We start from the raw sequence: 23,919 nt of genomic DNA, 5'->3' as shown, positions 1-23,919 counted from the left end.
CATGGCGATAATAACATTAACAACCGATTTTGGACAGAAAGATCCCTCTACCGGAGCGGTTAAAGGCGCCATTTTAAGTGAATTGGAGTCGGCAACAATTGTTGATATCTCGCATCAGATTTCTCCTTTTCATATTACTGAAGCGGCTTATATTATTAAAAATGCCTATAATAGTTTTCCGAAAGGAACGATTCATATTATTGGAGTAGATTCTGAAATAACGCCTGAAAATAAACACATTGCGCTGGAATTAGATGGTCATTATTTTATTTGCGCCAATAACGGAATTATGTCCTTAATCGCTTCAGAAATAAAACCGGAAAAAGTAGTGGAAATTAATATACACGATGCTGTTGAAACCAACTTTCCTGTGCTCGATATTTTTGTAAAAGTGGCTTGCCATATTGCACGTGGCGGAACTTTGGAGGTTATTGGAAAAACTATTCCGCAGATTAAGCAATTAAAGGAATTTGAACCTTTTGTAAATCAAGAACAAAATCAATTGGTGGGTCACGTAATGTATATCGATAATTACGGAAATGTGGTCACCAACATTTCTCGAAAACTTTTTGAAGCTATCGGGAAAGGAAGAAAATTTAATATATCGGCACGCTCGGTGAATTTTTCAAAAATATTTGAAAGTTACAGCGACGCGATAAATTTTAGCATTCCGAAAGAAAAACGCGAAGAAGAAGGTAAGAAATTAGCTATTTTCAACGCATCAGATTATATTGAGCTCGCAATATATAAAAGTAACCCAAGAACGGTAGGAAGTGCCGCTACTCTATTTGGATTAAAATTAATGGATTCTGTAACAATTAAATTTACCTAATGCTCGTTAGAATTGTAAAAATGACTTTTAAGGAAGAAGAAATTGAAAACTTCAAAAAAATGTTTGATGAGAAAAAGGAACATATCAGAAAATTTGAAGGGTGTAATTTTTTAGAACTTTATCAAGAAAAAAACCGCCCACAAATTTTCTTCACCTATAGTTATTGGAATAATGAAGAAGCTTTAGAAAAATATAGACATTCCGCTTTATTTAAATCGGTTTGGGCAACCACAAAAGCAAAATTTAGCGAACGTGCCGAAGCGTGGAGTGTAAATAAATTAGTGAGTTTAACGTAGAAATTATGCAAGCAATACTTCAAAAAGAAATAAGCGCATTTTTTTCTTCAGCAATCGGTTACTTAGTGATCGGTATTTTTTTGGTGGTAAACGGATTATTTCTTTGGGTTTTTAATGGCGATTTTAATATTTTAAATTACGGTTTTGCAGATTTATCTTCGTTCTTTTTAATCGCTCCGTGGATTTTTATTTTTCTTATTCCCGCAATTACCATGCGAAGTTTTGCTGAAGAAAAAAAACAAGGAACATTGGAGCTTCTACTTACTAAACCCATAACGACTTGGCAATTGGTTTTAGGAAAATATTTTGGCTCGCTTATTCTTGTAATTTTAGCGCTTTTACCTACTTTACTTTACGTGCTTACCATTCACGAATTAGGAAAACCTGAAGGAAATTTTGATTTAGGTGCAACCATTGGTTCTTATCTCGGGTTATTGTTCTTAAGTGCGGTTTATACTGCAATCGGTATTTTTTCATCGAGCATTACAAAAAATCAAATTGTGGCTTTTATTCTGGCAGTTTTATTATGCTTTTTAAGTTATTTCGCTTTTGAAGGAATAAGCAATTTTCAGTTATTTGGTTCAGAAATTTACGCGTTAGAATATTTAGGAATCAGTTTTCATTATAAAAGTATTAGCCGCGGAATTATAGATACACGAGATGTTATTTACTTTTTAAGTCTTGCCGGTATTTTTTTAAGCCTTACTAAATATATGATTTACAAAACCAGTTTATGAGTTCTAAAAAAAATCAGCGGGTTTCCATTGCAGTAATTATTGGAATAATTATTCTTCTGAATGTTATTGCTTCATTTTATTTTGAACGATTCGATTTAACCGAAAACAAACGCTATACGTTATCTTCAACAGCAAAAAATATTGTAGAAAATGTTGAAGAACCTATTATAATAGATGTTTATTTAAAAGGCGAATTTCCTTCAGAATACAAACGTTTACAACGTGAAACACGTTATTTGTTAGAAGAATTCAGCGCGAATAATTCTCAAATAAAATTCAATTTTATCAATCCGTTAGCAGATGGTGGAGACGCACAACAAATAGCCGAACGTTTTTACCGAGCGGGAATGATTCCGAAAACGCTAAATGTTTACGAAAACGGAAAAACAAGCGAAAGTATTTTATTTCCTTGGGCAGTTGCGATGTATAAAGACCAATCGGTTAAAATAAATTTGCTGAAAAGAAATGTTGGCGATTCGCAAGAAGAAACCGTTAATAATTCAGTTGAACAATTAGAATATATTTTTGCTGATGCGTTTAATAAATTAGTAAAACCGCGTTCTAAAAAAATCGCGGTAATGCGCGGAAACGGTGAATTACCCGATGCTTTTATTGCCGATTTTATTAAAGATTTACGCGAATATTATTATATAGCACCATTTACGCTAGATTCTGTAGCGAAAACTCCACAGCAAACCCTTCAGAAATTAAAAGAATTCGACTTAATTCTTGAAGCAAAACCTACTGAAAAATATACTGAAGAAGAAAAATACGTGCTCGACCAATATTTATTAAATGGTGGAAAAGCACTTTGGTTAGCCGAAACCGTAAATATTGAAAAAGATAGCTTATTTAACAACCCTCAAAATTCAGCTTTAGCGTATCCAAAAGATTTAAATTTAACTGATTTTTTCTTTAAATACGGAATAAGAATAAATCCGAGTTTGGTGAATGATATTAATTCTGCTCCTTTAATTCTCGCTTCCGGTTCTGGCAATCAAACTGAATTTAATCCATATCCTTGGTTTTATTCTCCGTTGGCAATTTCAGATAAAAAACATCCAATTGTAAATAATATTGAAGCGGTAAAATTTGATTTTGCAAACCCTATTGATACGTTAAAAAACAGCATTAAAAAAACGGTTTTATTAAGTAGTTCGCCGTATACAAAAGTTGAAGGAACGCCGCTACAACTTAGTTTAGATATTATTGAAGAACGTCCCAATCCTGAATTATACAAAGATGGACCACAACCTTTAGCCGTCTTGTTGGAAGGGAAATTCAGTTCTGTGTATGAAAACAGAATTAAACCTTTTCCCTTAGAAAATGAAATAGAACACGGAAAAGAAACAAAAATGCTCGTGATTTCTGACGGAAATGTAATTAAAAACGAATTTAGCCAAGGAAAACCAAAACCACTCGGTTACGATCGCTACACCGGAAACACATATGGAAACAAAGAATTTTTAATGAACGCCGTAAATTATATGTTAGACGACACCGGTTTGGTAGATATTCGTTCTAAAGAAGTAAAATTAGCTTTTTTAAACACTGAAAAAATTGAAGACGAAAAATTAAAATGGCAACTAATAAATATTTTACTTCCGCTCGTTTTCTTAGGAATTTTTGCGATTGCTTTTTTTGCAATTAGAAAAAGAAAATATGTGAAGTAAAAAAAAGCACTTCCTTACCAAAGAAAGTGCCTTTTTATAATTAAAGAAAATATTATATAGCTTCTTAAATTCCGGCTATTTCTTTAATTTCTTGCATAATTTTTTCTGCTAATTGATCAGCTTCTTGTTGCGATTTTGCTTCCGTATAAATTCTAATGATTGGTTCGGTATTCGATTTTCTTAGGTGAACCCAATTTTCAGGAAAATCTATTTTTACGCCATCAACGGTAGAAATTTCTTCAGTTGCATATTTCTTTTCCATTTCAGCTAAAATCGCGTCAACATCTAATTGTGGTGTTAACTCAATTTTATTTTTACTCATAAAATACGCCGGATATTCTTCGCGTAATTCAGAAACTGATATTTTTTTCTCTGCTAAATGTGTTAAAAATAAAGCCGCGCCAACTAAACTATCTCTCCCGTAGTGAAATTCAGGAAAAATAATTCCGCCATTTCCTTCTCCGCCAATAATTGCGTTAGTGTCTTTCATAAGCTGCACAACATTCACTTCTCCAACAGCACTGGCTTGATATTTTCCGCGGTGCTTTTCGGTGACATCACGTAACGCTCTGGAAGAAGAAAGATTGCTTACCGTATTTCCGGCTTGCTTTCCTAGAATATAATCGGCAACAGCAACAAGCGTGTATTCTTCGCCAAACATATTTCCTTTTTCGTCAATAAAAGCAAGTCGATCTACATCAGGATCTACAACAATTCCTAAATCGGCGTTTTCTTTCACTACTAACTTACAAATATCAGTTAAATGTTCTTTTAAAGGTTCGGGATTGTGCGGAAAATGTCCATTCGGTTCGCAATATAATTTTACAACTTCAACGCCTAATTCTTCTAATAAACGCGGAATTGCAATTCCGCCAGTAGAATTTACACCATCGACCACGACTTTAAAATTGGCATCTTTTATCGCATCTACATCTACCCAAGAAGAGTTTACAATTTCTTCAATATGTAAATCGATATACGCATCATTAACGGTAATTTTTCCTAAATCGTCAACTTCAGCAAAGCTAATTTTATTACTTTCTGCGATTTCTAGAATTTTAGCACCATCTTTTCCGCTTAAAAATTCGCCTTTTTCATTCAGTAATTTTAGCGCATTCCATTGTTTAGGGTTATGACTTGCAGTTAAAATAATTCCGCCATCAGCATGTTCCATCGGCACGGCCATTTCTACGGTTGGGGTTGTTGAAAGACCGACATCAATAACGTGAATTCCCATTCCTATTAATGTATTCATTACCAACTGCTGAATCATTTCGCCCGAAATTCTTGCATCTCGCCCAACCACAATTCGGTAAGTTTCTTTATTGCGTTCTTCTTTTATCCAAGTTCCATAAGCTGCGGCAAATTTCACGGCATCAATCGGTGTTAGATTATCGCCAATAGTTCCGCCAATAGTTCCTCGGATTCCTGAAATTGATTTTATTAAAGTCATAGTTTTTTTATTGAAATAGATTAACAAAGATACACGCAATAATTCTGCAAGCAAAACCCTTGGATGAAGGAATTATTAAACGTAACTTAGATTTATGAATTACCTTGCGCATATTTACCTTTCGGGAGAAAATGAAGACCTAAAAATAGGAAATTTTATAGCCGATTCTGTGAAAGGAAAAAACTATAAAAAATACCCGGAAGTTGTTCAACAAGGAATACTTTTACACCGAAAAATAGACTCTTTTACAGATTCACACCCTACTGTTTTTAAAAGTACACATCGCCTCTTCCCCATTTACAGCCATTACGCTTCCGTAATTATTGATGTGTTGTACGATCATTTTTTAGCGAAAAATTGGAAAAAATATCACGATACTTCGCTTGCCATTTATGTAGATGAATTTTATTATTTGCTGAAAACTAATTTTGAAATTTTACCTAAACGGGTACAAAAATTTTATCCCTATATGGTGAGCCAAAATTGGTTGCTGAATTATGCTACCATAGAAGGAATTGAGCAAATTCTTTTTCAGATGAATGGTCGCGTAAAAAGTAAAATTCAACTTCATCATTCCATTAAAGAATTCAAAGAAGATTATACTTTATTTGAAAATGAATTCACTTCTTTTTTTGAAGAACTTATTCAATTTTCAGAAAATGAACGTAAAAACTTCAACTGAAAATTTATAAGAATTTTATCAAACCTTTAAGACGGCTGCTTTCTTATTTTCAAGACTTTGAGTAACTTCGCATCTTGCAAAAAATTATGGCAAATTTCGACGAAAATATAGAAGTTTTAGGCGCCCGAGTGCATAACCTAAAAGATATAGATGTTACCATTCCACGAGAAAAATTAGTAGTCATTACCGGGCTTTCGGGTTCCGGAAAATCTTCGTTGGCTTTCGATACCATTTATGCTGAAGGTCAACGCCGTTATATTGAAACTTTTTCTGCTTACGCGCGGCAATTTCTCGGCGGTTTAGAACGACCTGATGTAGATAAAATCGACGGACTTTCACCTGTAATCGCTATTGAACAAAAAACGACAAGTAAAAGTCCGCGAAGTACTGTGGGTACAATTACTGAAATCTATGATTTTTTACGCCTTTTATATGCTCGCGCTGGCGAAGCCTATAGTTACAAAACGGGCGAAAAAATGGTGAGTTACAGCGATGAGCAAATTAAAAACCTCATAAAAAAAGAGTTTAAAGGAAAACGCATTAATATTCTTTCGCCGGTTATTCGTTCCAGAAAAGGGCATTATCGTGAATTGTTTGAACAAATTGCCAAACAAGGTTTTTTAAAAGTAAGAACCGATGGTGAAGTACGCGATATAGAAAAAGGAATGAAACTAGATCGTTACAAAACACACGATGTGGAAATTGTAATCGACCGAATGAAAGTTGACGATAGCAAAAACCTTGATAAACGTTTAGCGGAAAGTATAAATACCGCCATGAATCAGGGTGATAATGTGTTAATGATTTTAGATCAAGATTCTGATGAAATTCGCTATTTCAGCAGAAATTTAATGTGTCCGACTACGGGAATTTCATACCCGAATCCTGAACCGAATAATTTTTCATTCAACTCGCCAAAAGGCGCTTGCCCAACTTGTAACGGAATTGGAAGTTTATATAAAGTAAATCTTCAAAAAATAATTCCCGATGATTCTAAATCTATTAAAAACGGTGGATTAGAACCGCACGGAAATCAGAAAAAAAATTGGGCGTTTAAGCAAATGGAATTAATCGCGGACCGCTTCAATTTTAAATTATCAGACCCGATTAAAGATATTCCAAAAGAAGGATTAGAAATGATTCTTTACGGCGGAAAAGAAAAATTTGAAGTCAATTCTAAAGATCTTGGCGTTACTAGAACCTATAAAATAGATTTTGAAGGCGTTGCGACTTTTATAGAAAATACGTATCATAACAACGATTCTACCTCACTAAAACGTTGGGCGAAAAGTTATATGGATAAAGTGATTTGCCCAAATTGCGAAGGAAGCAGACTGCAAAAAGAATCGCTTTATTTTAAAATTAACGAAGAAAATATTGCTGAATTAGCTGAAAAAGATATTCTGGAACTTACCGATTGGTTTGAAAAACTTCCAAAGAAACTCAGCAAAAATCAATGGAAAATCGCTGAAGAAATCGTAAAAGAGATTCGTACGCGATTGCAATTTTTAGTCGATGTTGGTTTAACTTATCTCTCTTTAAATCGTGGCTCTAAATCACTCTCTGGCGGTGAAGCGCAACGTATTCGCTTGGCTACACAAATTGGTTCACAATTGGTTGGTGTGCTTTATATTTTAGATGAACCAAGTATTGGGCTTCATCAACGCGATAATGAAAAACTAATCAATTCGCTAGAATCTTTACGCGATGTCGGGAATTCCGTAATTGTAGTTGAACACGATAAAGATATGATAGAACGTGCCGATCACGTTATCGACATTGGTCCGTTTGCCGGAAAACACGGCGGTGAAATCATTAGTCAAGGAACACCAGAAGAAATCAAAAAACATAAAACCTTAACGGCTTCTTATTTAAATGGAACAAAAGAAATTGAAGTTCCGAAGAAAAGACGTGAAGGCAACGGAAAATTTATCGAGTTAAAAGGCGCTACCGGAAATAACCTAAAAAATGTTTCGGTTAAACTTCCGTTGGGAAAAATGATTTTAGTTACCGGCGTTTCCGGAAGTGGAAAATCGACGCTAATTAACGAAACGCTTTACCCGATTATGAACGCGCATTATTTTAATGGCGTAAAAGTTCCGCAGCCCTATAAAAGCATAAAAGGTTTAGATAATTGCGATAAGGTAATCGATATTAATCAATCGCCAATCGGGAGAACGCCGCGTTCAAATCCAGCGACTTATACCGGTGTTTTTTCAGAAATAAGAAGTTTATTCGCTAAAACTCCGGAAGCGCAAATTAGAGGGTATAAACCGGGAAGATTCAGTTTTAATGTAAAGGGCGGAAGATGCGAAACTTGCAAAGGTGGCGGACTTCGAGTGATTGAAATGAATTTTTTACCCGATGTTTATGTTGAATGTGAAACTTGTCAGGGAAAACGTTTCAACAGAGAAACTTTAGAAATTCGCTACAAAGGAAAATCGATTAGTGATGTCTTAGAAATGACTATTAATGAAGCGACCGACTTTTTTGATCAAATTCCGAAGATTTACCGAAAACTAAAAACTATTCAAGATGTTGGTTTGGGTTACATTACGCTTGGTCAACAAAGTACAACACTTTCCGGCGGTGAAGCGCAACGTATAAAATTAGCAACCGAATTATCGAAACGCGATACTGGAAATACTTTTTATATTTTAGATGAACCTACAACCGGACTTCATTTTGAAGATATTCGCGTATTGATGGAAGTTTTAAATCGATTGACGAACAAAGGAAATACTGTTTTAATTATCGAACATAATATGGATGTGATTAAATTAGCAGATCATATTATTGATATTGGTTATGAAGGTGGAAAAAATGGCGGAAAAATAATTACGCAGGGAACACCCGAAGAAGTTGCCAAGCATAAAAAAAGTTACACGGCTAAATTTTTGAAAAAAGAACTAAAATAGTTTTAAGTTGAAAAGAACGAATCTATGAGCATTATGAAACATCAACGCCACAAAGGCTGGAACGAAATAAAAACAAACGACAGCTGGGCGTTATTTAAAATAATGAGCGAATTTGTCTACGGTTATGAACGCATGAGTGAAATTGGACCTTGTGTTTCTATATTCGGTTCGGCGCGTACAAATCCTGAACATAAATATTACAAATTGGCTACACGTGTTGCTGAAAAAATTGTAGAACACGGTTATGGTGTCATTACTGGTGGCGGACCCGGAATTATGGAAGCTGGTAACAAAGGTGCACATTTAGCCGGCGGAACTTCAGTTGGTTTGAATATTGATTTACCGTTTGAGCAACACGACAATCCATTTATCGATAAAGATAAAAGTTTAGATTTCGATTATTTCTTTGTGCGTAAAGTAATGTTTGTTAAATATTCACAAGGTTTTGTAGTAATGCCAGGCGGTTTTGGAACCTTAGATGAATTATTTGAAGCCATTACATTAATACAAACTAATAAAATAGATAAGTTTCCGATTATTTTAGTCGGTTCAGAATTTTGGAAAGGCTTATTCGATTGGGTAAAAACTACTTTATTAGATAACTTTAAAAATATTAGCGCCGGCGATATCCATCTGGTACAAATGGCAGATACCGAAGATGATGTTATTCAGATTTTAGATGAATTTTACAACCAATATAATTTAAGTCCTAATTTTTAAATAAATCGCTTTATTATAAAATAAATTGTAATACATTCGGGTTCATAAAAAAGCTTTCCCAACCAGTTTTTAAAGTAATTTTTAATTTGAAAATAATCTACACATTATTTTTAACCCTTTTTGTGGTTATTTTTCTAGGAACGGAATGCTTCGCACAACATAGCATTAAAGCTTCTGCTGCTTTAAGCGTAAGCGAAAAAACACTTTCTTTTTCACAAAAAATTCAATATAAAAATACAAGTGAAAATTCTCTTCAGGAAATTTATTTAAATGATTGGGCAAATAGCTTTTCCTCGAAAACAACGCCTTTAGCCGAACGCTTTGCTGAAGATTATTATAGAAAATATCATTATGCGAAAGATCATGAAAGAGGCTATACAATAATTGAAAATATTCAAGATTCACTTCAACAAAAAATGCGTTGGGTTAGACCGGAAAATATGCCTGATGTTATTAGAGTTGAATTGACCAAACCACTTTTACCAAATGAGACTACAGAAATTCAATTAAATTATGTAATTAAAATTCCCGATGATAAATTTACCGGATTTGGTTACGGAAAAGGTACTTTCAAATTAAAATATTGGATGATTCTTCCCGCGGTTTATAATGGCGATTGGAATGTTTACAGCCATAAAAATTTGCACGATTTATTTATTCCGAAGTTAGATTTTTCAATCGATTTAAGAGTTCCACTCGCTTATAATGTGATTTCAAATTTAGATGTTAGCGAACCTACTTTAATTGATTCTGAAACGAAGAAAGTTTCTCTTACCGGGAAAGACAGAATTGATCTATCGCTGTATGTTTTAGAAAATGATTTTTTTGAAACCTATAAAATTGATGATCTTGAAGTTGTAAGCAATATTCAAGACAACGATATTAAAACTGAATTAAAAGAATTAACCTTAGATCGTGCGGTTGATTTTTTAGAAGAAAAATTAGGCAAATATCCGTATGATAAAATTGTAGTTTCAGAAGAAGATTATGATCAAAGCCCGGTTTACGGTTTTAATCAATTACCACGATTTATTCGTCCGTTTCCAGATGGTTTTCAATATGATATTAAACTTTTAAAAACGATTACCAAAAAATATTTAAACACAACACTTTTACTAAATCCGCGTGAAGAAAAATGGTTAGTTGATGCTATCCATATTTACTTGATGATGGAATATGTAAAAACCTATTATGATGATGTAAAATTAATTGGCAGCTTTAGCGAAATAATTGGGTTACGTTGGTTCCATTTAGCCGATTTAGAATTTAATGATCGCTACCACTATTTATTTATGAATATGGCGCGATTAAATTTAGATCAAGCTTTAACCACGCCGCAAGATTCGTTGGTAAAATTCAATAAAAATATTGCCAACCCATATAAAGCCGGACTGGGTTTTAATTATATCGATAATTTTTTAGCCGATTCTACCCTTCAAAAAAGCATTAAAGAATTTTACGTAGATTATACATTAAAACCCGTTCACCCTGAAGATTTCGAACGTATTCTGAAAAAAAATACTTCTAAAAATATCGATTGGTTTTTTACAGATTTTGTTCCTTCCAACAATTTTATCGATTTTAAAATATCAGAAGTTAAGAAAACTGAAGATTCGCTTTCAGTTGTAATTATAAATAAATATCCCAATAAATTACCTGTCTCGTTATTCGGATTAAAAAATGATTCCATCGTCGCTAAATATTGGATTGAAGATGTAAACGGAATAAAAAAAGTCACCATTCCGCGTGATGAAATCGACCGCTTAGCTCTAAATCACGATGGCGTAATTCCTGAAATTAACCGAAGAAATAATTACCATCGTGTAACAACTTTATTACACAAACCCATACAATTCAGATTATTAGATGATGTTGAAGATCCCGCGTATCAACAATTTTTTATCATTCCCGAATTCGACTACAATTTATATGATGGATTAACAATTGGTCCAAAACTTTATAACAAAAGTATTTTACGTCGAAATTTCAATTACAAAATCGCTCCAAAATATGGTTTTACAAGTGGCGCGTTGGTTGGTTCTGCTTCTATAAGCAATGTTCATCAATACAAAAATCAGAAAATGAACGCTGTTCAGTACGGTTTTAGCGGAACACGTTATTCATATGCGCAAGATTTATATTACCATAAAGTCACGCCCTTTTTCAATATTTATTTTAGAAATCCTTATTTACGCGATAACGAAAAACAAGCCATTGGAATTAGAAGCGTAAATGTTTTTAGAGATCGTGCGGCTACTAATCCGGTAGATGAACCCGATTATAGCGTTTTTAATTTACAGTATAATTATAGCAACCAAAATTTTGCAGATTATTTTACTGCTTCTTTTGACTATCAAATCGCAAAAAAATTTAGTAAACTTTCGTTTGAATCGAAATGGCGAAAATTATTTTTAAACAATCGCCAGTTAGAATTTCGCTTTTTCGCCGGTGCTTTTCTATTTAACGATAGTAAAAATTCAGATTATTTCAGCTTTGCTTTAGATCGCCCAACCGATTATTTATTTGATTATAATTACTACGGAAGAAGTGAAAGCGAAGGTTTATTCAGTCAGCAATATATTGAAGCAGAAGGCGGATTTAAATCGCAACTTCAACCCGAATTTGCCAATCAATGGATTACCAGTTTAAATTCCAGTTTCACGATGTGGAATTGGATTCACGCTTATGGCGATGTTGGTTTGGTAAAAAATAGCGGTAACAAGGCTAAATTTTTATACGATTCTGGAGTTCGCGTAAGTTTAGTACAAGATTATTTTGAATTATTTTTTCCGGTCTATTCCAATCTCGGTTGGGAGATTGATCAGCCCAATTACGATCAAAAAATTCGCTTTATCGTTTCTTTAGACATAAATACGTTACTAAAATTATTTACCAGACGTTGGTATTAAAATATTCGCAAAAATTTACAGAATAATTAAGTATTTTCATTTAAAGCTGAATAAATTACAGATTATTCAATTAAAAATGCATTTAACTTCAAAAAACTCAAACCTCCCTCCTATTTTTAATTGACATTTCGAGTGATTTTTAGTATCTTCGCTACCACGAAAAAAGAAATACTCATGCAGGATACAGAAACACAAGTTAAGAATAAAGATATTTCATTTGAAGATTTTAAACAGCAAGTAATCGAAGATTACAAAACCGCTGTAATTAGTAGAGAATGTAGTCTTTTGGGACGTCGCGAAGTACTTACCGGAAAAGCTAAATTCGGTATTTTTGGAGATGGAAAAGAAGTTCCGCAATTAGCTTTAGCAAAAGCATTTAAAAACGGAGATTTCCGTTCAGGTTATTATAGAGATCAAACTTTTATGATGGCGTTAGGCTTATTATCCGTGCAAGAATTTTTCGCAGGATTGTACGCCAATACCGATATTGAACACGAACCAATGGCCGGCGGAAGACAAATGGGCGGTCATTTCGGAACGCATAGTTTAAATGAAGACGGAAGTTGGAAAAATTTAACCGAACAACCCAATTCAAGTGCAGATATTTCTCCAACTGCCGGACAAATGCCACGGTTACTTGGGTTAGCACAAGCTTCTAAAATTTACAGAAATGTAGATGGAATTATCGAAGCCAATAAATTTTCAGTAAAAGGAAATGAAGTTGCTTGGGGGACAATTGGGAACGCTAGTACAAGTGAAGGTTTATTCTGGGAAACGTTAAACGCTGCCGGCGTTATGCAAGTACCTATGGTAATTAGTGTTTGGGATGATGAATACGGTATTTCTGTTCCTGCTAAATACCAAACTACCAAAGAAAATATTTCTGAAATCGTAAAAGGTTTCCAACGTGATGAAGATAATGACGGTTACGAAATTATGGTGGTAAACGGTTGGGATTATCCTAGCTTAATGGAAACTTATGAAAAAGCTGGCGAAATTTCGAGAGAAAAACACATTCCGGTTTTAATTCATGTGGTTCAACTTACGCAACCCCAAGGTCATTCAACTTCAGGATCTCATGAGCGATACAAAAGTAAAGAGCGCTTAGAATGGGAAAAAGAATACGATTGTAATGCGCAAATGCGTCAATGGATGTTAGAAAGCGACATTGCCACGGAAGAAGAACTTGCCGAAATTGAAAAAGAGGCTAAAAAAGAAGTTAGAGAAGGCAAAAAAGCAGCCTGGAATGCTTTTGGAGATCAGCCGAAAAAAGAACAGAAAAAAGTAATTACTTTACTGAATGATTTAGCTGAAAGTAGTGAAAATAAAAACTTCATAAATCAGCTGAAAAAAGAACTTTCAGAAATAAAAAATGTTCAAAAATTTGAAGTATTACGTACCGCTAGAAAAGCACTTCGCTATGTAATTAATGAAGATTCTTCAGCTAAAACAGAATTGCAAAATTGGATTAGCAACTTTAAAGAAATTACTCAACCAGAATATAGCAGTCATTTATATAGCCAAAGCGAATGGTCTGCTTTAAATATTGAAGAAGTAAAACCAAGTTATGACGACGATGCTGAAGAAGTTGATGGAAGATTAGTTTTGCGTGATAACTTCGATAAGATTTTTGAAAACAAACCTGAAACTTTAATTTTTGGTGAAGATACCGGAGATATTGGTGATGTAAATCAAGGTTTAGAAGGAATGCAAGATAAATATGGTGAATTCCGTGTTTCTGACGCAGGAATTCGTGAAGCTACCATTTTAGGACAAGGAATTGGAATGGCAATGCGCGGACTTCGACCTATTGCTGAAATTCAGTATTTAGATTACATTCTTTATGCCTTACAAATTATGAGTGATGATTTGGCAACACTTCATTACCGAACCAAAGGAAAACAAAAAGCGCCGCTGATTGTAAGAACTCGTGGTCACCGATTGGAAGGAATTTGGCATAGTGGATCGCCAATGGGTGGAATTACGCATTTATTACGCGGTATTCATATTGCTGTACCAAGAAATATGACCAAAGCTGCCGGTTTTTACAATACACTTTTAGAAGGCGATGAACCGGGTTTAATTGTAGAATGTTTAAATGGTTACCGATTAAAGGAAAAAATGCCTAATAATTTAGGGGAATTTAGAACTCCTTTAGGTGTGGTAGAGACAATTCGCGAAGGAAAGGACATCACTTTGGTTTCTTACGGTTCAACCTTAAGAATTATTGAAGAAGCAGCTAGAGATTTAGCACAGGTAGGTATTGAAGCTGAAATTATTGATGTACAAACCTTGTTACCTTTCGATAGAAATCATGATATTGTAAAAAGTGTGGCTAAAACAAACCGTTTATTAGTCATCGACGAAGATGTTCCAGGTGGAGCTTCAGCGTATATTTTATCTGAAATTTTAGATAATCAAAACGCTTACCTTCATTTAGATAGTAAACCGCAAACCTTAACAGCAAAAGCTCATAGACCCGCTTACGGAACCGATGGAGATTATTTCTCTAAACCTTCTGCTGAAGATATTTTTGAAAAGGTTTACGAAATTTTTAATGAAGTAAATCCTTCAAAATTTCCTGCGATAGGATAATTTTTGAAACTCATCCATAAAATAGATTACATCCACGCTTTCGTGGATGTTTCTATTTTGTATAAACTGTAATTCATTTCTTTTAAAATTTCAGCAGGTAAAGCGCGATAAGCTAAATCGCCACCGGCTGTATGAAATACCACATTATATAAATCTCGCTTTTTGTACCAAAAGGGCTGTTTTACGGTAACCGATTGTAATTTATACAGTTCTAAACGCTCGATGGTTTGGTTCCAAACGCCAGATTTTTTTTCAATAAAATTAGCTGAAATACGTAACGATGTTTTGTTGTAAGCGAGGTATTGAAATATGCCGACTAAAATTCCGTAGAACATGAGAATGCTTGCTATATTCCACCAGTTTAACCATTCAAAAAAATAATTGACACCGATTAAAATTACAAATACAGGAAGTATTGTTAAATAAAGATTACGGAACAGCCAAATAATGTTCGGTTTATAAATTGTAAAATTTTCTTCTTCCTTTTTATATAGAAAATAATTTATTTTGTGGAGGTGTTCTTTTCGTAAACCCGGAATTTTTATGGTGTTTTTGTTTAGCGTATCTTCACTACTTGCAACCGAAAGTTGAACTTCATATAAATTTAAATATTTCTGAATTGGGTTTGTATTTTCTTTTAATAATTGAACTCTTTTGGGTTTAAGAGAAGTTCGCGTATTGGTTTTTAATCCCATTTGTAAATCGAGCGTATCGTGGGTTTGCGTAAGCTCTAGTCCGTAATATTTTATAAAAACTTCAACAAAAGTTATAAAAATTCCCAAAACGAACATTACTAGCAAAAAGAAAAATAAAACCGCATAAATTTGAAGAATTTCGCTAAAATTATTTTCCAAATAATCAAAAGCTTTATCTACATAGATTTTTCCTTCAGGTAAGGAATTCAATTCATTTTGAATAGTGGTAAGAAAAATGAGTAAAAGCCAAATTCCGCGAATGTAATTAGAGGTTAAACCGATTTTTATGAGTGAGGAAAGTGTAAGTTTATACGTCCAAGAAACTGATTTTCTTTCTTCCTTAGCGGTTGCTTCTTTTTCTTCAGAAATAAATTGATTTTCTTCGGTTTCAGCTTCTGCTAATTCCATTAAAATTTCTCGTAAACTATTGGCTTTTTCTCGAGAAAGTGCTTTGATATTAATTTCCTTTTTACTGCTTCCGGCGGTATCTACAACGACACTATAAACATTTATAATTTGTTGTAGCAGTGAACGTTTAAAATAAACTTGTTGAATTTTATCGAACGGAATATTAATTAATTCTGTAGATAGAACTCCTTTTTCTAATACAAATTCTTTACTCTTGTAATTAATATGAAATTTAAAATTTCGGTAATTTAAGATACTGAATAGTAAGCTTAAAATAGCCACAAACAATAATCCCCATAAAATATAAACGCCTTCTTTAGTTACTCCTTTAAAAAGAATGTACGCAAAGAAAATCCATAAACCTCGTGCAATTTTATAGAGAGTAGTAAGAAATATAAATAAAACCCCAATCGTAGATTGGCGCTGTGGAATTTCAAAAGCTTTATTGTTCATCTTCTAAACTAACTTTCTTAGCAACTGCTTCCTTCAATTTTTGAGCAAGATCGGGCATTAAACCCGGAATTTTTATATCGCTTCCGTGACCGCCAGCTGTAAAAATCTTTAAATTAGCAATTCCTAAAATTTTATCTATGAATCCGCGAGAAGTCGAGACATGTTGAATTCTATTAAAAGGAACAATGGTTGTTTTTTGCGTGATGTAACCGCGTTTATAGATAATATCTTTTTCTCTTAACGCATAACCATAGGTTTTCTGCAATAAAAATATATTTATATAACTAAATAAAGAGATAAAACTTATAATAGGAATCGCGATGTAAAATAATATTTCAGGCATTTCAAAATAAAAGCCAAAACCTAAGCCGATTAAACAAATAAATAAAAATATACTTACTTGAATAAAACCTTTTGTACGTTGTTTTATTGAAACCGAATTGAAGGATAATTCTTCGTAAGCCGGCAATTCTTCAATAGCGATGGCGCGATTTGTAAAAGCTGAATTTTCTATGGAATCCATTTTTTATCAAAATTTGGTTGACGCTTTTCTAAAAACGCGTTTCTTCCCTCTTTCGCTTCATCGGTCATATACGCCAATCGTGTTGCTTCTCCCGCAAAAACTTGTTGACCGACCATTCCGTCGTCGGTTAAATTCATAGCGAACTTTAGCATTTTTATAGAAATTGGTGATTTCTTTAAAATTTCTTGCGCCCATTCGTAAGCTGTATCTTCCAAATCGGTATGCGGAATCACTTCGTTCACCATTCCCATTTCAAAAGCTTCTTGAGCTGAATAATTTCTTCCGAGGAAAAAAATCTCGCGCGCTTTTTTCTGCCCTATCATTTTCGCTAAATATGCAGAACCGTAACCACCATCAAAACTTGTAACATCGGCATCGGTTTGTTTAAAAATCGCGTGTTCTTTACTTGCCAAGGTCATATCGCAAACTACGTGTAAACTATGTCCGCCACCAACAGCCCAACCGGGAACTACCGCAATAACAACTTTTGGCATAAACCGAATTAAACGCTGAACTTCTAAAATATTTAAACGATGGTAACCATCATCTCCAACATAACCTTCTTTTCCGCGTGCTTTTTGATCGCCACCACTACAAAACGCCCATTTTCCGTCTTTTGAAGAAGGTCCTTCAGCTGAAAGTAAAACTACACCTATTGAGGTATCTTCTTGCGCATCGTAAAAAGCATCGTATAATTCTGAAGTTGTTTTAGGACGAAAAGCATTTCTCACATCAGGTCTGTTAAATGCGATTCGCGCTACTCCGTTAGATTTTTTATAGGTGATATCTTCGTATTCTTTGGCGGTTTCCCACTTTATTTCGTTCATAGTATTTTTATTTTCTTGTAAAATTAAGTTTTTTAAAATATTCAAAGCAAGATTTCAAAAGAAACTGTAATCACAGATTTATTTTACGAAACTATTACCTTAAAATACAATTACATTATATCTAATTTTTTAAACATTTAAACTAAATAAAATTATTCCTTTTAACTAATCCGTATAAATTTCCGAATATTATCCTATCGTTTAAGAAAAATTACTAATCTAAAACCGTAAAGCTGTGTGTGGAATTGTGTGTGCTTTCGATTTAAAAGAGCAAGAAGAGGCGTTACGTCCTAAATTGCTCAAGCTTTCTAAAAAAGTGAGACATCGCGGACCTGATTGGAGTGGTATTTTTAGTAATGAAAATGCAATTTTAACCCATGAACGTCTTGCTATTGTTGATCCTGCTTCCGGAAAACAACCTCTTTTAAATAAAGAGAAAAACTTGGTTCTAGCAGCAAATGGTGAAATTTACAATCATAAGGAACTTCGCAAACATATCAGAAATGATTATGAGTTTCAAACAAAATCTGACTGCGAAATTATCTTAGCTTTATATGAAGAAAAAGGAGCTGAGTTTTTAGATGACTTAAACGGAATATTTGGTTTCGCGCTTTATGATACCGAAAATGATGATTACTTAATTGCGCGCGATCATATGGGAATTATTCCGCTTTACATTGGGTGGGATAAAAACGGAACTTTTTATGTTGCTTCAGAATTAAAAGCTCTAGAAGGAACGTGTACTAAAATTGAGCTTTTTCCTCCTGGACATTATATGACAAAAAACTCCAATGGTTTTGTACGTTGGTACGAACGTGATTGGATGGATTTTGAAAATGTAAAAGATAATAAAAGTGATGTTGAAGAATTACAAAAAGCATTAGAAGCGGCAGTGAAACGCCAATTAATGTCTGATGTCCCTTACGGAGTTTTACTTTCCGGCGGTTTAGATTCTTCTATTACTTCAGCTATCGCTAAAATTTATTCTCAAAAAAGAATTGAAGAAGATAATAATACAGATGCGTGGTGGCCACAATTGCATTCTTTTGCAATTGGTTTAGAAGGTTCACCAGATTTAGCCGCGGCAGAAAAAGTTGCGAAACATCTAAAAACTATTCATCACGAAATTGAATTTACAATTCAAGAAGGAATCGATGCGATTAGAGATGTAATTTATCATCTAGAAACCTACGATGTAACAACTATTCGAGCTTCTACACCAATGTATTTAATGGCGCGTGTTATTAAATCTATGGGAATTAAAATGGTGCTAAGCGGCGAAGGTAGCGATGAAATTTTTGGCGGATATTTATACTTTCATAAAGCTCCAAATGCTGAAGAATTTCATAAAGAAACCGTACGAAAACTCGACAAATTGCATATGTACGATTGCCTGAGAGCTAACAAATCTTTAGCCGCTTGGGGAATTGAAGGACGTGTTCCTTTTCTTGACAAAGAATTTATGGATGTCGCGATGCGATTAAATCCACAAGATAAAATGATTACTCCAGAACGCATGGAAAAATGGATTCTACGAAAAGCTTTCGAGAATTATTTACCCGAAAGCGTTGCGTGGAGACAAAAAGAACAATTTTCTGACGGTGTCGGTTATAGCTGGATCGACACGCTTAAAGAAATGGTGAACGAAAAAGTGACTGACGAACAACTGGAAAATGCGCACTACAGATTTCCTACTCAATCCCCAATGAGCAAGGAGGAATATTACTACAGAAATATTTTCGAAGAGCATTTTCCTAGTGATGCTGCGGCCAAAAGTGTACCATCAGTAAAATCGGTCGCTTGTAGTTCACCTATTGCATTAGAATGGGACGAAAGTTTTAAAAACCTTAACGACCCTTCCGGTAGAGCTGTAGCAAATGTTCACGCTTCGGCTTACCAATCAAAATCAACAGTTGAAGATTAATTCTTCAACTGTTTTTTCTTATCTTTAAGTATGAAAAATTTTATTGCTCTTTTTTTTATACTTTATTTCGTTTCATCTTTTGGTCAAAATTCAACCGAAGAAGATCTTTCTTTTCAATGGTGTGAAAGCAAGTACGAAAAGACAAATTTTGATGTGTTAAAAACTTCTGACCTTTTGAGTTTGACTGAAGAAAATCAATTCAATACTGATTATAATTTTTCTTTTAACGGAAAAGAAATCAATAGAAAAAAGTATTTCGATTATCATTTCGCTGTTGATTATTATTTTAACGAAGCTAAAATTCAGCGCATGTTAAATCCGAATAGCAATTATGTGGGACAGAATTTAACTACCAAATATATTTCTTGCCCGCCTATTTCTCTTTTTGAAATTGATTTAAAATCACCTTTAGGAATTGAAACTACACTAGGATTATTTTAATATTTCTCTTTCTTTCTCTTTTCTAGCATAATATTTGATATTTTTGAAGTGGAAAGAAAGTTTATGAAAAAAATTGTTTTATTATTTTTACTCATCAGTTCTACTTGGGTTTCAGCTCAAGAGTTTCCTAATTATAATTTTGAAAGTTTGCAACGCTCGATAGATCGTTCGTTTTTTATGCGTTCTAACCCGAGTCTTTCTCCTATAACTTTTGCGCCGGAAACGGGAAATTTTATCCTTCCGATAGTAAATATTTATGCGACGCCAGAAACAAGAGAGTTAGATATGCAAGCGATTGCGCAAGCGCGAGAACTTCAGAAGAAACAAGGAATTGTACAAATGGATTTTCCGCAGCGACAACTTAATCAAATTCAATCGAATACGCATGTATATTTCGATCAGACCAATTTTAATAACCGAACAAATAACGATTTAAATTTCTACGGAAGACAAACTCCCGACGGCGGAATTAAAAATGAAGTTTACGAAGACAATAGGCAACCTTTTATAAATCCATTTTATAGAAGCTATAATTCACCATATTACTACCGCAGAAGATCAAATTCTGGTTCTGGTTTTTATTTTACAAGATAAATTCCGTCTTCTTCAATTGTAATATGACGTTTTTTATAAAGTGTTCCAATAGCTTTTTTAAAGCTTTTTTTACTCATTTCAAGTTTTTGCTTAATTTCTTCTGGAGAAGATTTATCGGTTAGTGGTAAAAACCCATCTTGCATTTGCAATTCGTTCATAATTGCATCGGCATTTGGCTCTATACTTCTATAACCGGGACGCTGAAGTGTAATATCAATTTTATTGTCGGTTCTGGTTTTCTTCACCCAACCTTTTAATTTATCACCGGTTTTTAAATCTTGAAAAACATCGTCATGATAAACTAAACCTTGATGTAACTCATTTACAATTAAATTGAACCCAATATCGGTTTTGTTGGTCACAATTAAATCTACTTTTTCATAAGGTTCTACGGTTAATTCTGCATTGGTAAGAAAATGATTTACTTTACTGGAAGCCACTAAACGCTGACTATCTTCATCTAAATAACAAAAAATAAGATACCACTCGCCTTCTTTCATTTTATAAGCTTGTTCTTTAAACGGAACAAACAAATGCTTTTCTAAACCCCAATCTAAAAAAGCACCAATATTTGAAACTTCAACACATTTTAAAAAACCGAATTCATCTAACTTAACATACGGCGTTAAGGTTGTAGCAACAGGACGTTCATCATGATCTAGATAAACAAAAACTTCAAGTTTATCGCCAATTTCAAAATTTTCAGGTTTATATTTATTGGGTAATAAAACTTCATTTTCTTTATCACCACTATCATCTTTTAAAAATAAACCCGGTGGTGTATCTCTATCTATTTCTAAGGTATGGTATTCTCCAATGCTAAGCATAATAACTATTTAAGCTGCAAAGATACGTTCTTTTTAAGCATAAAAAAGCTCGAAAAGAAAAGAAATCCGTTACGGTCATTACATCATTTGCAATCATTTCTTTTTCTCCTCGAGCTTGAGCGGTTGCCCCTTGAGTTTCAAAAAACTATTTAAACAACTGCTCCTTATTGTAGTGTTTAGTTAATAAATAGTACACTACGACTCTATATTTATTACGGTTAGATTTTCCGTATTTTTCTAACACTTGGTTAATTGCTTGGTTTAATTCATCAGAATCTTCTAATCCTAATTTTCCTATTAAGAAGTTTTTACGAATAGTTTTCCATTCTTCTTTATCTGAAGAGGATACTAAGGAAGCGTCTCTGTTATGAATTGAAGGTCCCATACTTTCTGCTATTTTTCGAAGCAAATCAATATCGGGATTGTCTTCCATTTCTTTTACATCGGCAATATATTTTCCTACTAATTCGTCTAATGTACTCATAATAAAATTTTATTCGGTTAATTAATTCACTTCTAAGTTAACTGAATAAATACTGATAAAATGTTAGGAATTAGTGAAATAACAAAAGTTTAAGGAAGACTCTTAAATATTTTAAAATTATTCTTTATTCAAAATATAACGAAAATAATTTTTTAAATACGTATCGTTTTCTTCCCGTGGGGTAAAAATTTCTAAAATCTTTGGGCGCTCGCTTTCGGTATAAAATTCTTCTAAATTCGTTTTTAAACTTTCTTCATCTTCCGCAGTTTGATATTCAAAATTATACATCGCTGCTAAATGTTTTGCGTTGAGTTTATGAACGGTTTCAAAATATTGACTGAAATATTGCGCGTCTTTTGCTCCCGGAAGAATTCTAAAAATTCCACCACCTTGATTATTGATAATGATAATTCTAAACGATTTCGGAATATAATTATTCCACAGCGCGTTGCTATCGTAAAAGAAACTCAAATCGCCGGTAATTAAAGTCGTCGGTAAATTAGCTTTTACCGATGCGCCAACTGCCGTTGATGAACTGCCGTCAATTCCACTTGTGCCGCGGTTACAATAAACTTCTAACGACGGATGTAATCTAAATAATTGCGCATACCGCACAATGCTGCTATTCGACAAATGCAAAACTTGCTTTTCGGGCATTTTAGCTAAAATATGACGAAAAGCTTTTAAATCGCAAAACGGAATTTCTTCCATATATTTTTCGTGATGAATATCGCGTTGCGCATTCACTTCCAGCCATTTTTCTTGATAATCACTTTTCGATGTTTTTATCAACGGAGAAAAATTGCTAAAAAATTCATTCGCATTTACATCAAAATGTTTATTCAAACAGAAAAACGTATTTAATGCTTTTTTAGAATCGACATGCCAATGGTGTTTTGGCTGATAATTGCGTAAAAATGCTTTTATCTTTTTTGAAATAATCATTCCGCCAAACGTCAATAAAATATCGGGTTGCAAATTTTGAAACTCCTCTTCCCTATTTTCAGAATTTTCTATCGGTGCGATTATTTTATCGATTCGAGTAATAAACTTTTCGTGATGTAAATTTGAAGTCGTTTCCGTCATGACTAAAACTGAAGGATCTTCCGCTAAAAAATCTAAATACTTTTGTTCTACAGAATTTGGTTTATTTACACCGACGAGAACTAATTTTCTTTTCGCGTTATTCCAAATTTCAGCATACGATTGTAAAGCCTTTTCGGTAGTAGTTTTTGCTTCGCGAATCGGTTCTATTTGTAGCGGAGCAACAGTCGGTTTTTCAATTAAATTATACAAAGGCTCGTAAAACGGAGCATTTATATGAACCGGACCATTTTGCTCAATCGCCGTATTTAAAGCTAAATTTATTTCGCGCTCGTTATGTTTTTGCGCTTCAAATTGTTTTTGTTTCAATTTTTCATCTAGCGGAAACGCATCTAGCACCAATTCTGAATATAAATTTGCCGAATATAAAATATGATTTTCAAACACATTTTTTTGCCGAATAGTTTGACCATCGCCAATATCGATACGCTCTACCGGTCGATCTGCAGAAATCACCACCAACGGAATATCGCTATAAAAAGCTTCTGAAATTGCAGGATAATAATTCAACAAAGCGCTTCCGGAAGTACAACAAAGTGCTACCGGTTTTTGCAATTGTTGCGCCAATCCTAACGCAAAAAAAGCTGCTGAACGCTCGTCTACAATACTATAAGCTTCAATTTCAGGATGATTTGAAAAACTAATCGTTAAGGGAGCATTTCGAGAACCTGGAGAAATTACTACGTGATTAATTTCTTTTGTTAAACATAATAAAGTGATACTTTGCGCAAGCGGAATGCTAGAATATTGCATAAAAACTGTTGAATTTTCTTCCACAAAAATACAGTTTAAAACTCAATTTCAAGAGGCAACAATTTTAAAAT

19 protein-coding genes are annotated in these 23,919 nt (G+C 33.7%); 12 read left to right on the top strand and 7 right to left on the bottom strand.

The genetic code is table 11. The features are described 5' to 3' along the window. The first annotated feature begins 1 nt into the window (after window position 1). The 4 genes from ACFFGL_RS03175 to gldG are packed head-to-tail and all read left to right on the top strand — an operon-like array spanning window position 2 to window position 3,538. A complete protein-coding gene (locus ACFFGL_RS03175) occupies window positions 2-832 on the top strand; it encodes an SAM hydrolase/SAM-dependent halogenase family protein (protein WP_309728768.1) in 831 nt (276 codons plus the stop codon). Then, window positions 832-1,128, top strand: coding sequence for a putative quinol monooxygenase (locus ACFFGL_RS03170; RefSeq protein WP_309728770.1), 297 nt, complete (start codon window positions 832-834; stop codon window positions 1,126-1,128). Before ACFFGL_RS03175 ends, ACFFGL_RS03170 begins: the two co-directional genes overlap by 1 nt. Window positions 1,129-1,133: 5 nt before the next feature. Next, complete coding sequence (gene gldF / locus ACFFGL_RS03165) at window positions 1,134-1,865, top strand: gliding motility-associated ABC transporter permease subunit GldF (protein WP_309728772.1); 732 nt, start codon at window positions 1,134-1,136, stop codon at window positions 1,863-1,865. Further along, a complete protein-coding gene (gene gldG / locus ACFFGL_RS03160) occupies window positions 1,862-3,538 on the top strand; it encodes a gliding motility-associated ABC transporter substrate-binding protein GldG (protein ID WP_309728774.1) in 1,677 nt (558 codons plus the stop codon). Before gldF ends, gldG begins: the two co-directional genes overlap by 4 nt. Window positions 3,539-3,602: 64 nt before the next feature. On the opposite strand, the gene glmM is transcribed toward gldG, so the two are convergent. After that, a complete protein-coding gene (glmM, locus tag ACFFGL_RS03155) occupies window positions 3,603-4,991 on the bottom strand; it encodes a phosphoglucosamine mutase (protein WP_309728776.1) in 1,389 nt (462 codons plus the stop codon). A gap of 94 nt (window positions 4,992-5,085) precedes the next feature. Here glmM and ACFFGL_RS03150 point away from each other — a divergent pair, with 94 nt between their 5' ends. The 5 genes from ACFFGL_RS03150 (at window position 5,086) to ACFFGL_RS03130 (ending at window position 14,815) form a co-directional block, all read left to right on the top strand. Continuing rightward, window positions 5,086-5,673 (top strand): acyl carrier protein phosphodiesterase, encoded by a 588-nt coding sequence (locus tag ACFFGL_RS03150; protein ID WP_309728778.1) that lies wholly within the window; start codon window positions 5,086-5,088, stop codon window positions 5,671-5,673. Window positions 5,674-5,759: 86 nt separating this feature from the next. Further along, on the top strand, window positions 5,760-8,591 hold the full coding sequence (gene uvrA, locus ACFFGL_RS03145) for an excinuclease ABC subunit UvrA (RefSeq protein WP_309728780.1): 2,832 nt from the start codon (window positions 5,760-5,762) through the stop codon (window positions 8,589-8,591). 24 nt (window positions 8,592-8,615) lie between these two features. Continuing rightward, window positions 8,616-9,311: an LOG family protein gene (locus ACFFGL_RS03140; protein WP_374708755.1), complete on the top strand. Its 696-nt coding sequence runs from the start codon at window positions 8,616-8,618 to the stop codon at window positions 9,309-9,311. Between the two features lie 86 nt (window positions 9,312-9,397). Then, window positions 9,398-12,220 (top strand): gluzincin family metallopeptidase, encoded by a 2,823-nt coding sequence (locus ACFFGL_RS03135; RefSeq protein ID WP_309728782.1) that lies wholly within the window; start codon window positions 9,398-9,400, stop codon window positions 12,218-12,220. 174 nt (window positions 12,221-12,394) lie between these two features. Then, entirely contained in the window at window positions 12,395-14,815 is a 2,421-nt protein-coding gene (locus ACFFGL_RS03130; protein ID WP_309728784.1) for an alpha-ketoacid dehydrogenase subunit alpha/beta, read from the top strand. A 26-nt stretch (window positions 14,816-14,841) separates the two neighbouring features. Here the strand turns inward: ACFFGL_RS03130 and ACFFGL_RS03125 are convergent, their stop codons facing one another. From ACFFGL_RS03125 to ACFFGL_RS03115, 3 genes are read right to left on the bottom strand one after another with little or no spacing between them, the layout of a single operon-like run. Next, on the bottom strand, window positions 14,842-16,371 hold the full coding sequence (locus ACFFGL_RS03125) for a PH domain-containing protein (protein ID WP_309728786.1): 1,530 nt from the start codon (window positions 16,369-16,371) through the stop codon (window positions 14,842-14,844). Beyond that, on the bottom strand, window positions 16,361-16,894 hold the full coding sequence (locus ACFFGL_RS03120) for a PH domain-containing protein (RefSeq protein ID WP_309728787.1): 534 nt from the start codon (window positions 16,892-16,894) through the stop codon (window positions 16,361-16,363). The genes ACFFGL_RS03125 and ACFFGL_RS03120 overlap by 11 nt, the downstream gene beginning before the upstream one ends. Then, window positions 16,882-17,721 (bottom strand): 1,4-dihydroxy-2-naphthoyl-CoA synthase, encoded by an 840-nt coding sequence (locus tag ACFFGL_RS03115; protein ID WP_309728789.1) that lies wholly within the window; start codon window positions 17,719-17,721, stop codon window positions 16,882-16,884. Before ACFFGL_RS03115 ends, ACFFGL_RS03120 begins: the two co-directional genes overlap by 13 nt. Window positions 17,722-17,956: 235 nt before the next feature. On the opposite strand from ACFFGL_RS03115, the gene asnB reads away from it, so the two are divergent. From asnB to ACFFGL_RS03100, 3 genes are all read left to right on the top strand, one after another. Beyond that, entirely contained in the window at window positions 17,957-19,645 is a 1,689-nt protein-coding gene (asnB, locus tag ACFFGL_RS03110; protein WP_309728791.1) for an asparagine synthase B, read from the top strand. Window positions 19,646-19,675: 30 nt separating this feature from the next. Next, window positions 19,676-20,086 carry a hypothetical protein gene (locus tag ACFFGL_RS03105; RefSeq protein ID WP_309728793.1) on the top strand — a complete coding sequence of 137 codons (411 nt, stop codon included), beginning with the start codon at window positions 19,676-19,678 and terminating at the stop codon, window positions 20,084-20,086. A gap of 63 nt (window positions 20,087-20,149) precedes the next feature. After that, a complete protein-coding gene (locus ACFFGL_RS03100) occupies window positions 20,150-20,680 on the top strand; it encodes a hypothetical protein (RefSeq protein WP_309728795.1) in 531 nt (176 codons plus the stop codon). Here ACFFGL_RS03100 and ACFFGL_RS03095 read toward each other — a convergent pair. The 3 genes from ACFFGL_RS03095 to menD all read right to left on the bottom strand — a co-directional run bounded on the left by ACFFGL_RS03095 (window position 20,665) and on the right by menD (window position 23,848). Then, on the bottom strand, window positions 20,665-21,507 hold the full coding sequence (locus ACFFGL_RS03095; RefSeq protein WP_309728797.1) for a CvfB family protein: 843 nt from the start codon (window positions 21,505-21,507) through the stop codon (window positions 20,665-20,667). The genes ACFFGL_RS03100 and ACFFGL_RS03095 overlap by 16 nt on opposite strands. A 145-nt stretch (window positions 21,508-21,652) precedes the next feature. Continuing rightward, window positions 21,653-21,991 carry a DUF2853 family protein gene (locus tag ACFFGL_RS03090; protein WP_309728798.1) on the bottom strand — a complete coding sequence of 113 codons (339 nt, stop codon included), beginning with the start codon at window positions 21,989-21,991 and terminating at the stop codon, window positions 21,653-21,655. Between the two features lie 117 nt (window positions 21,992-22,108). After that, window positions 22,109-23,848: a 2-succinyl-5-enolpyruvyl-6-hydroxy-3-cyclohexene-1-carboxylic-acid synthase gene (menD, locus tag ACFFGL_RS03085; RefSeq protein ID WP_309729111.1), complete on the bottom strand. Its 1,740-nt coding sequence runs from the start codon at window positions 23,846-23,848 to the stop codon at window positions 22,109-22,111. Window positions 23,849-23,919 lie beyond the last annotated feature (71 nt).

Source organism: Mesonia maritima (genome assembly GCF_042433895.1).
Taxonomy (GTDB): Bacteria; Bacteroidota; Bacteroidia; order Flavobacteriales; family Flavobacteriaceae; genus Mesonia; species Mesonia maritima.
This window is presented reverse-complemented; position numbering and strand designations above follow the sequence as displayed.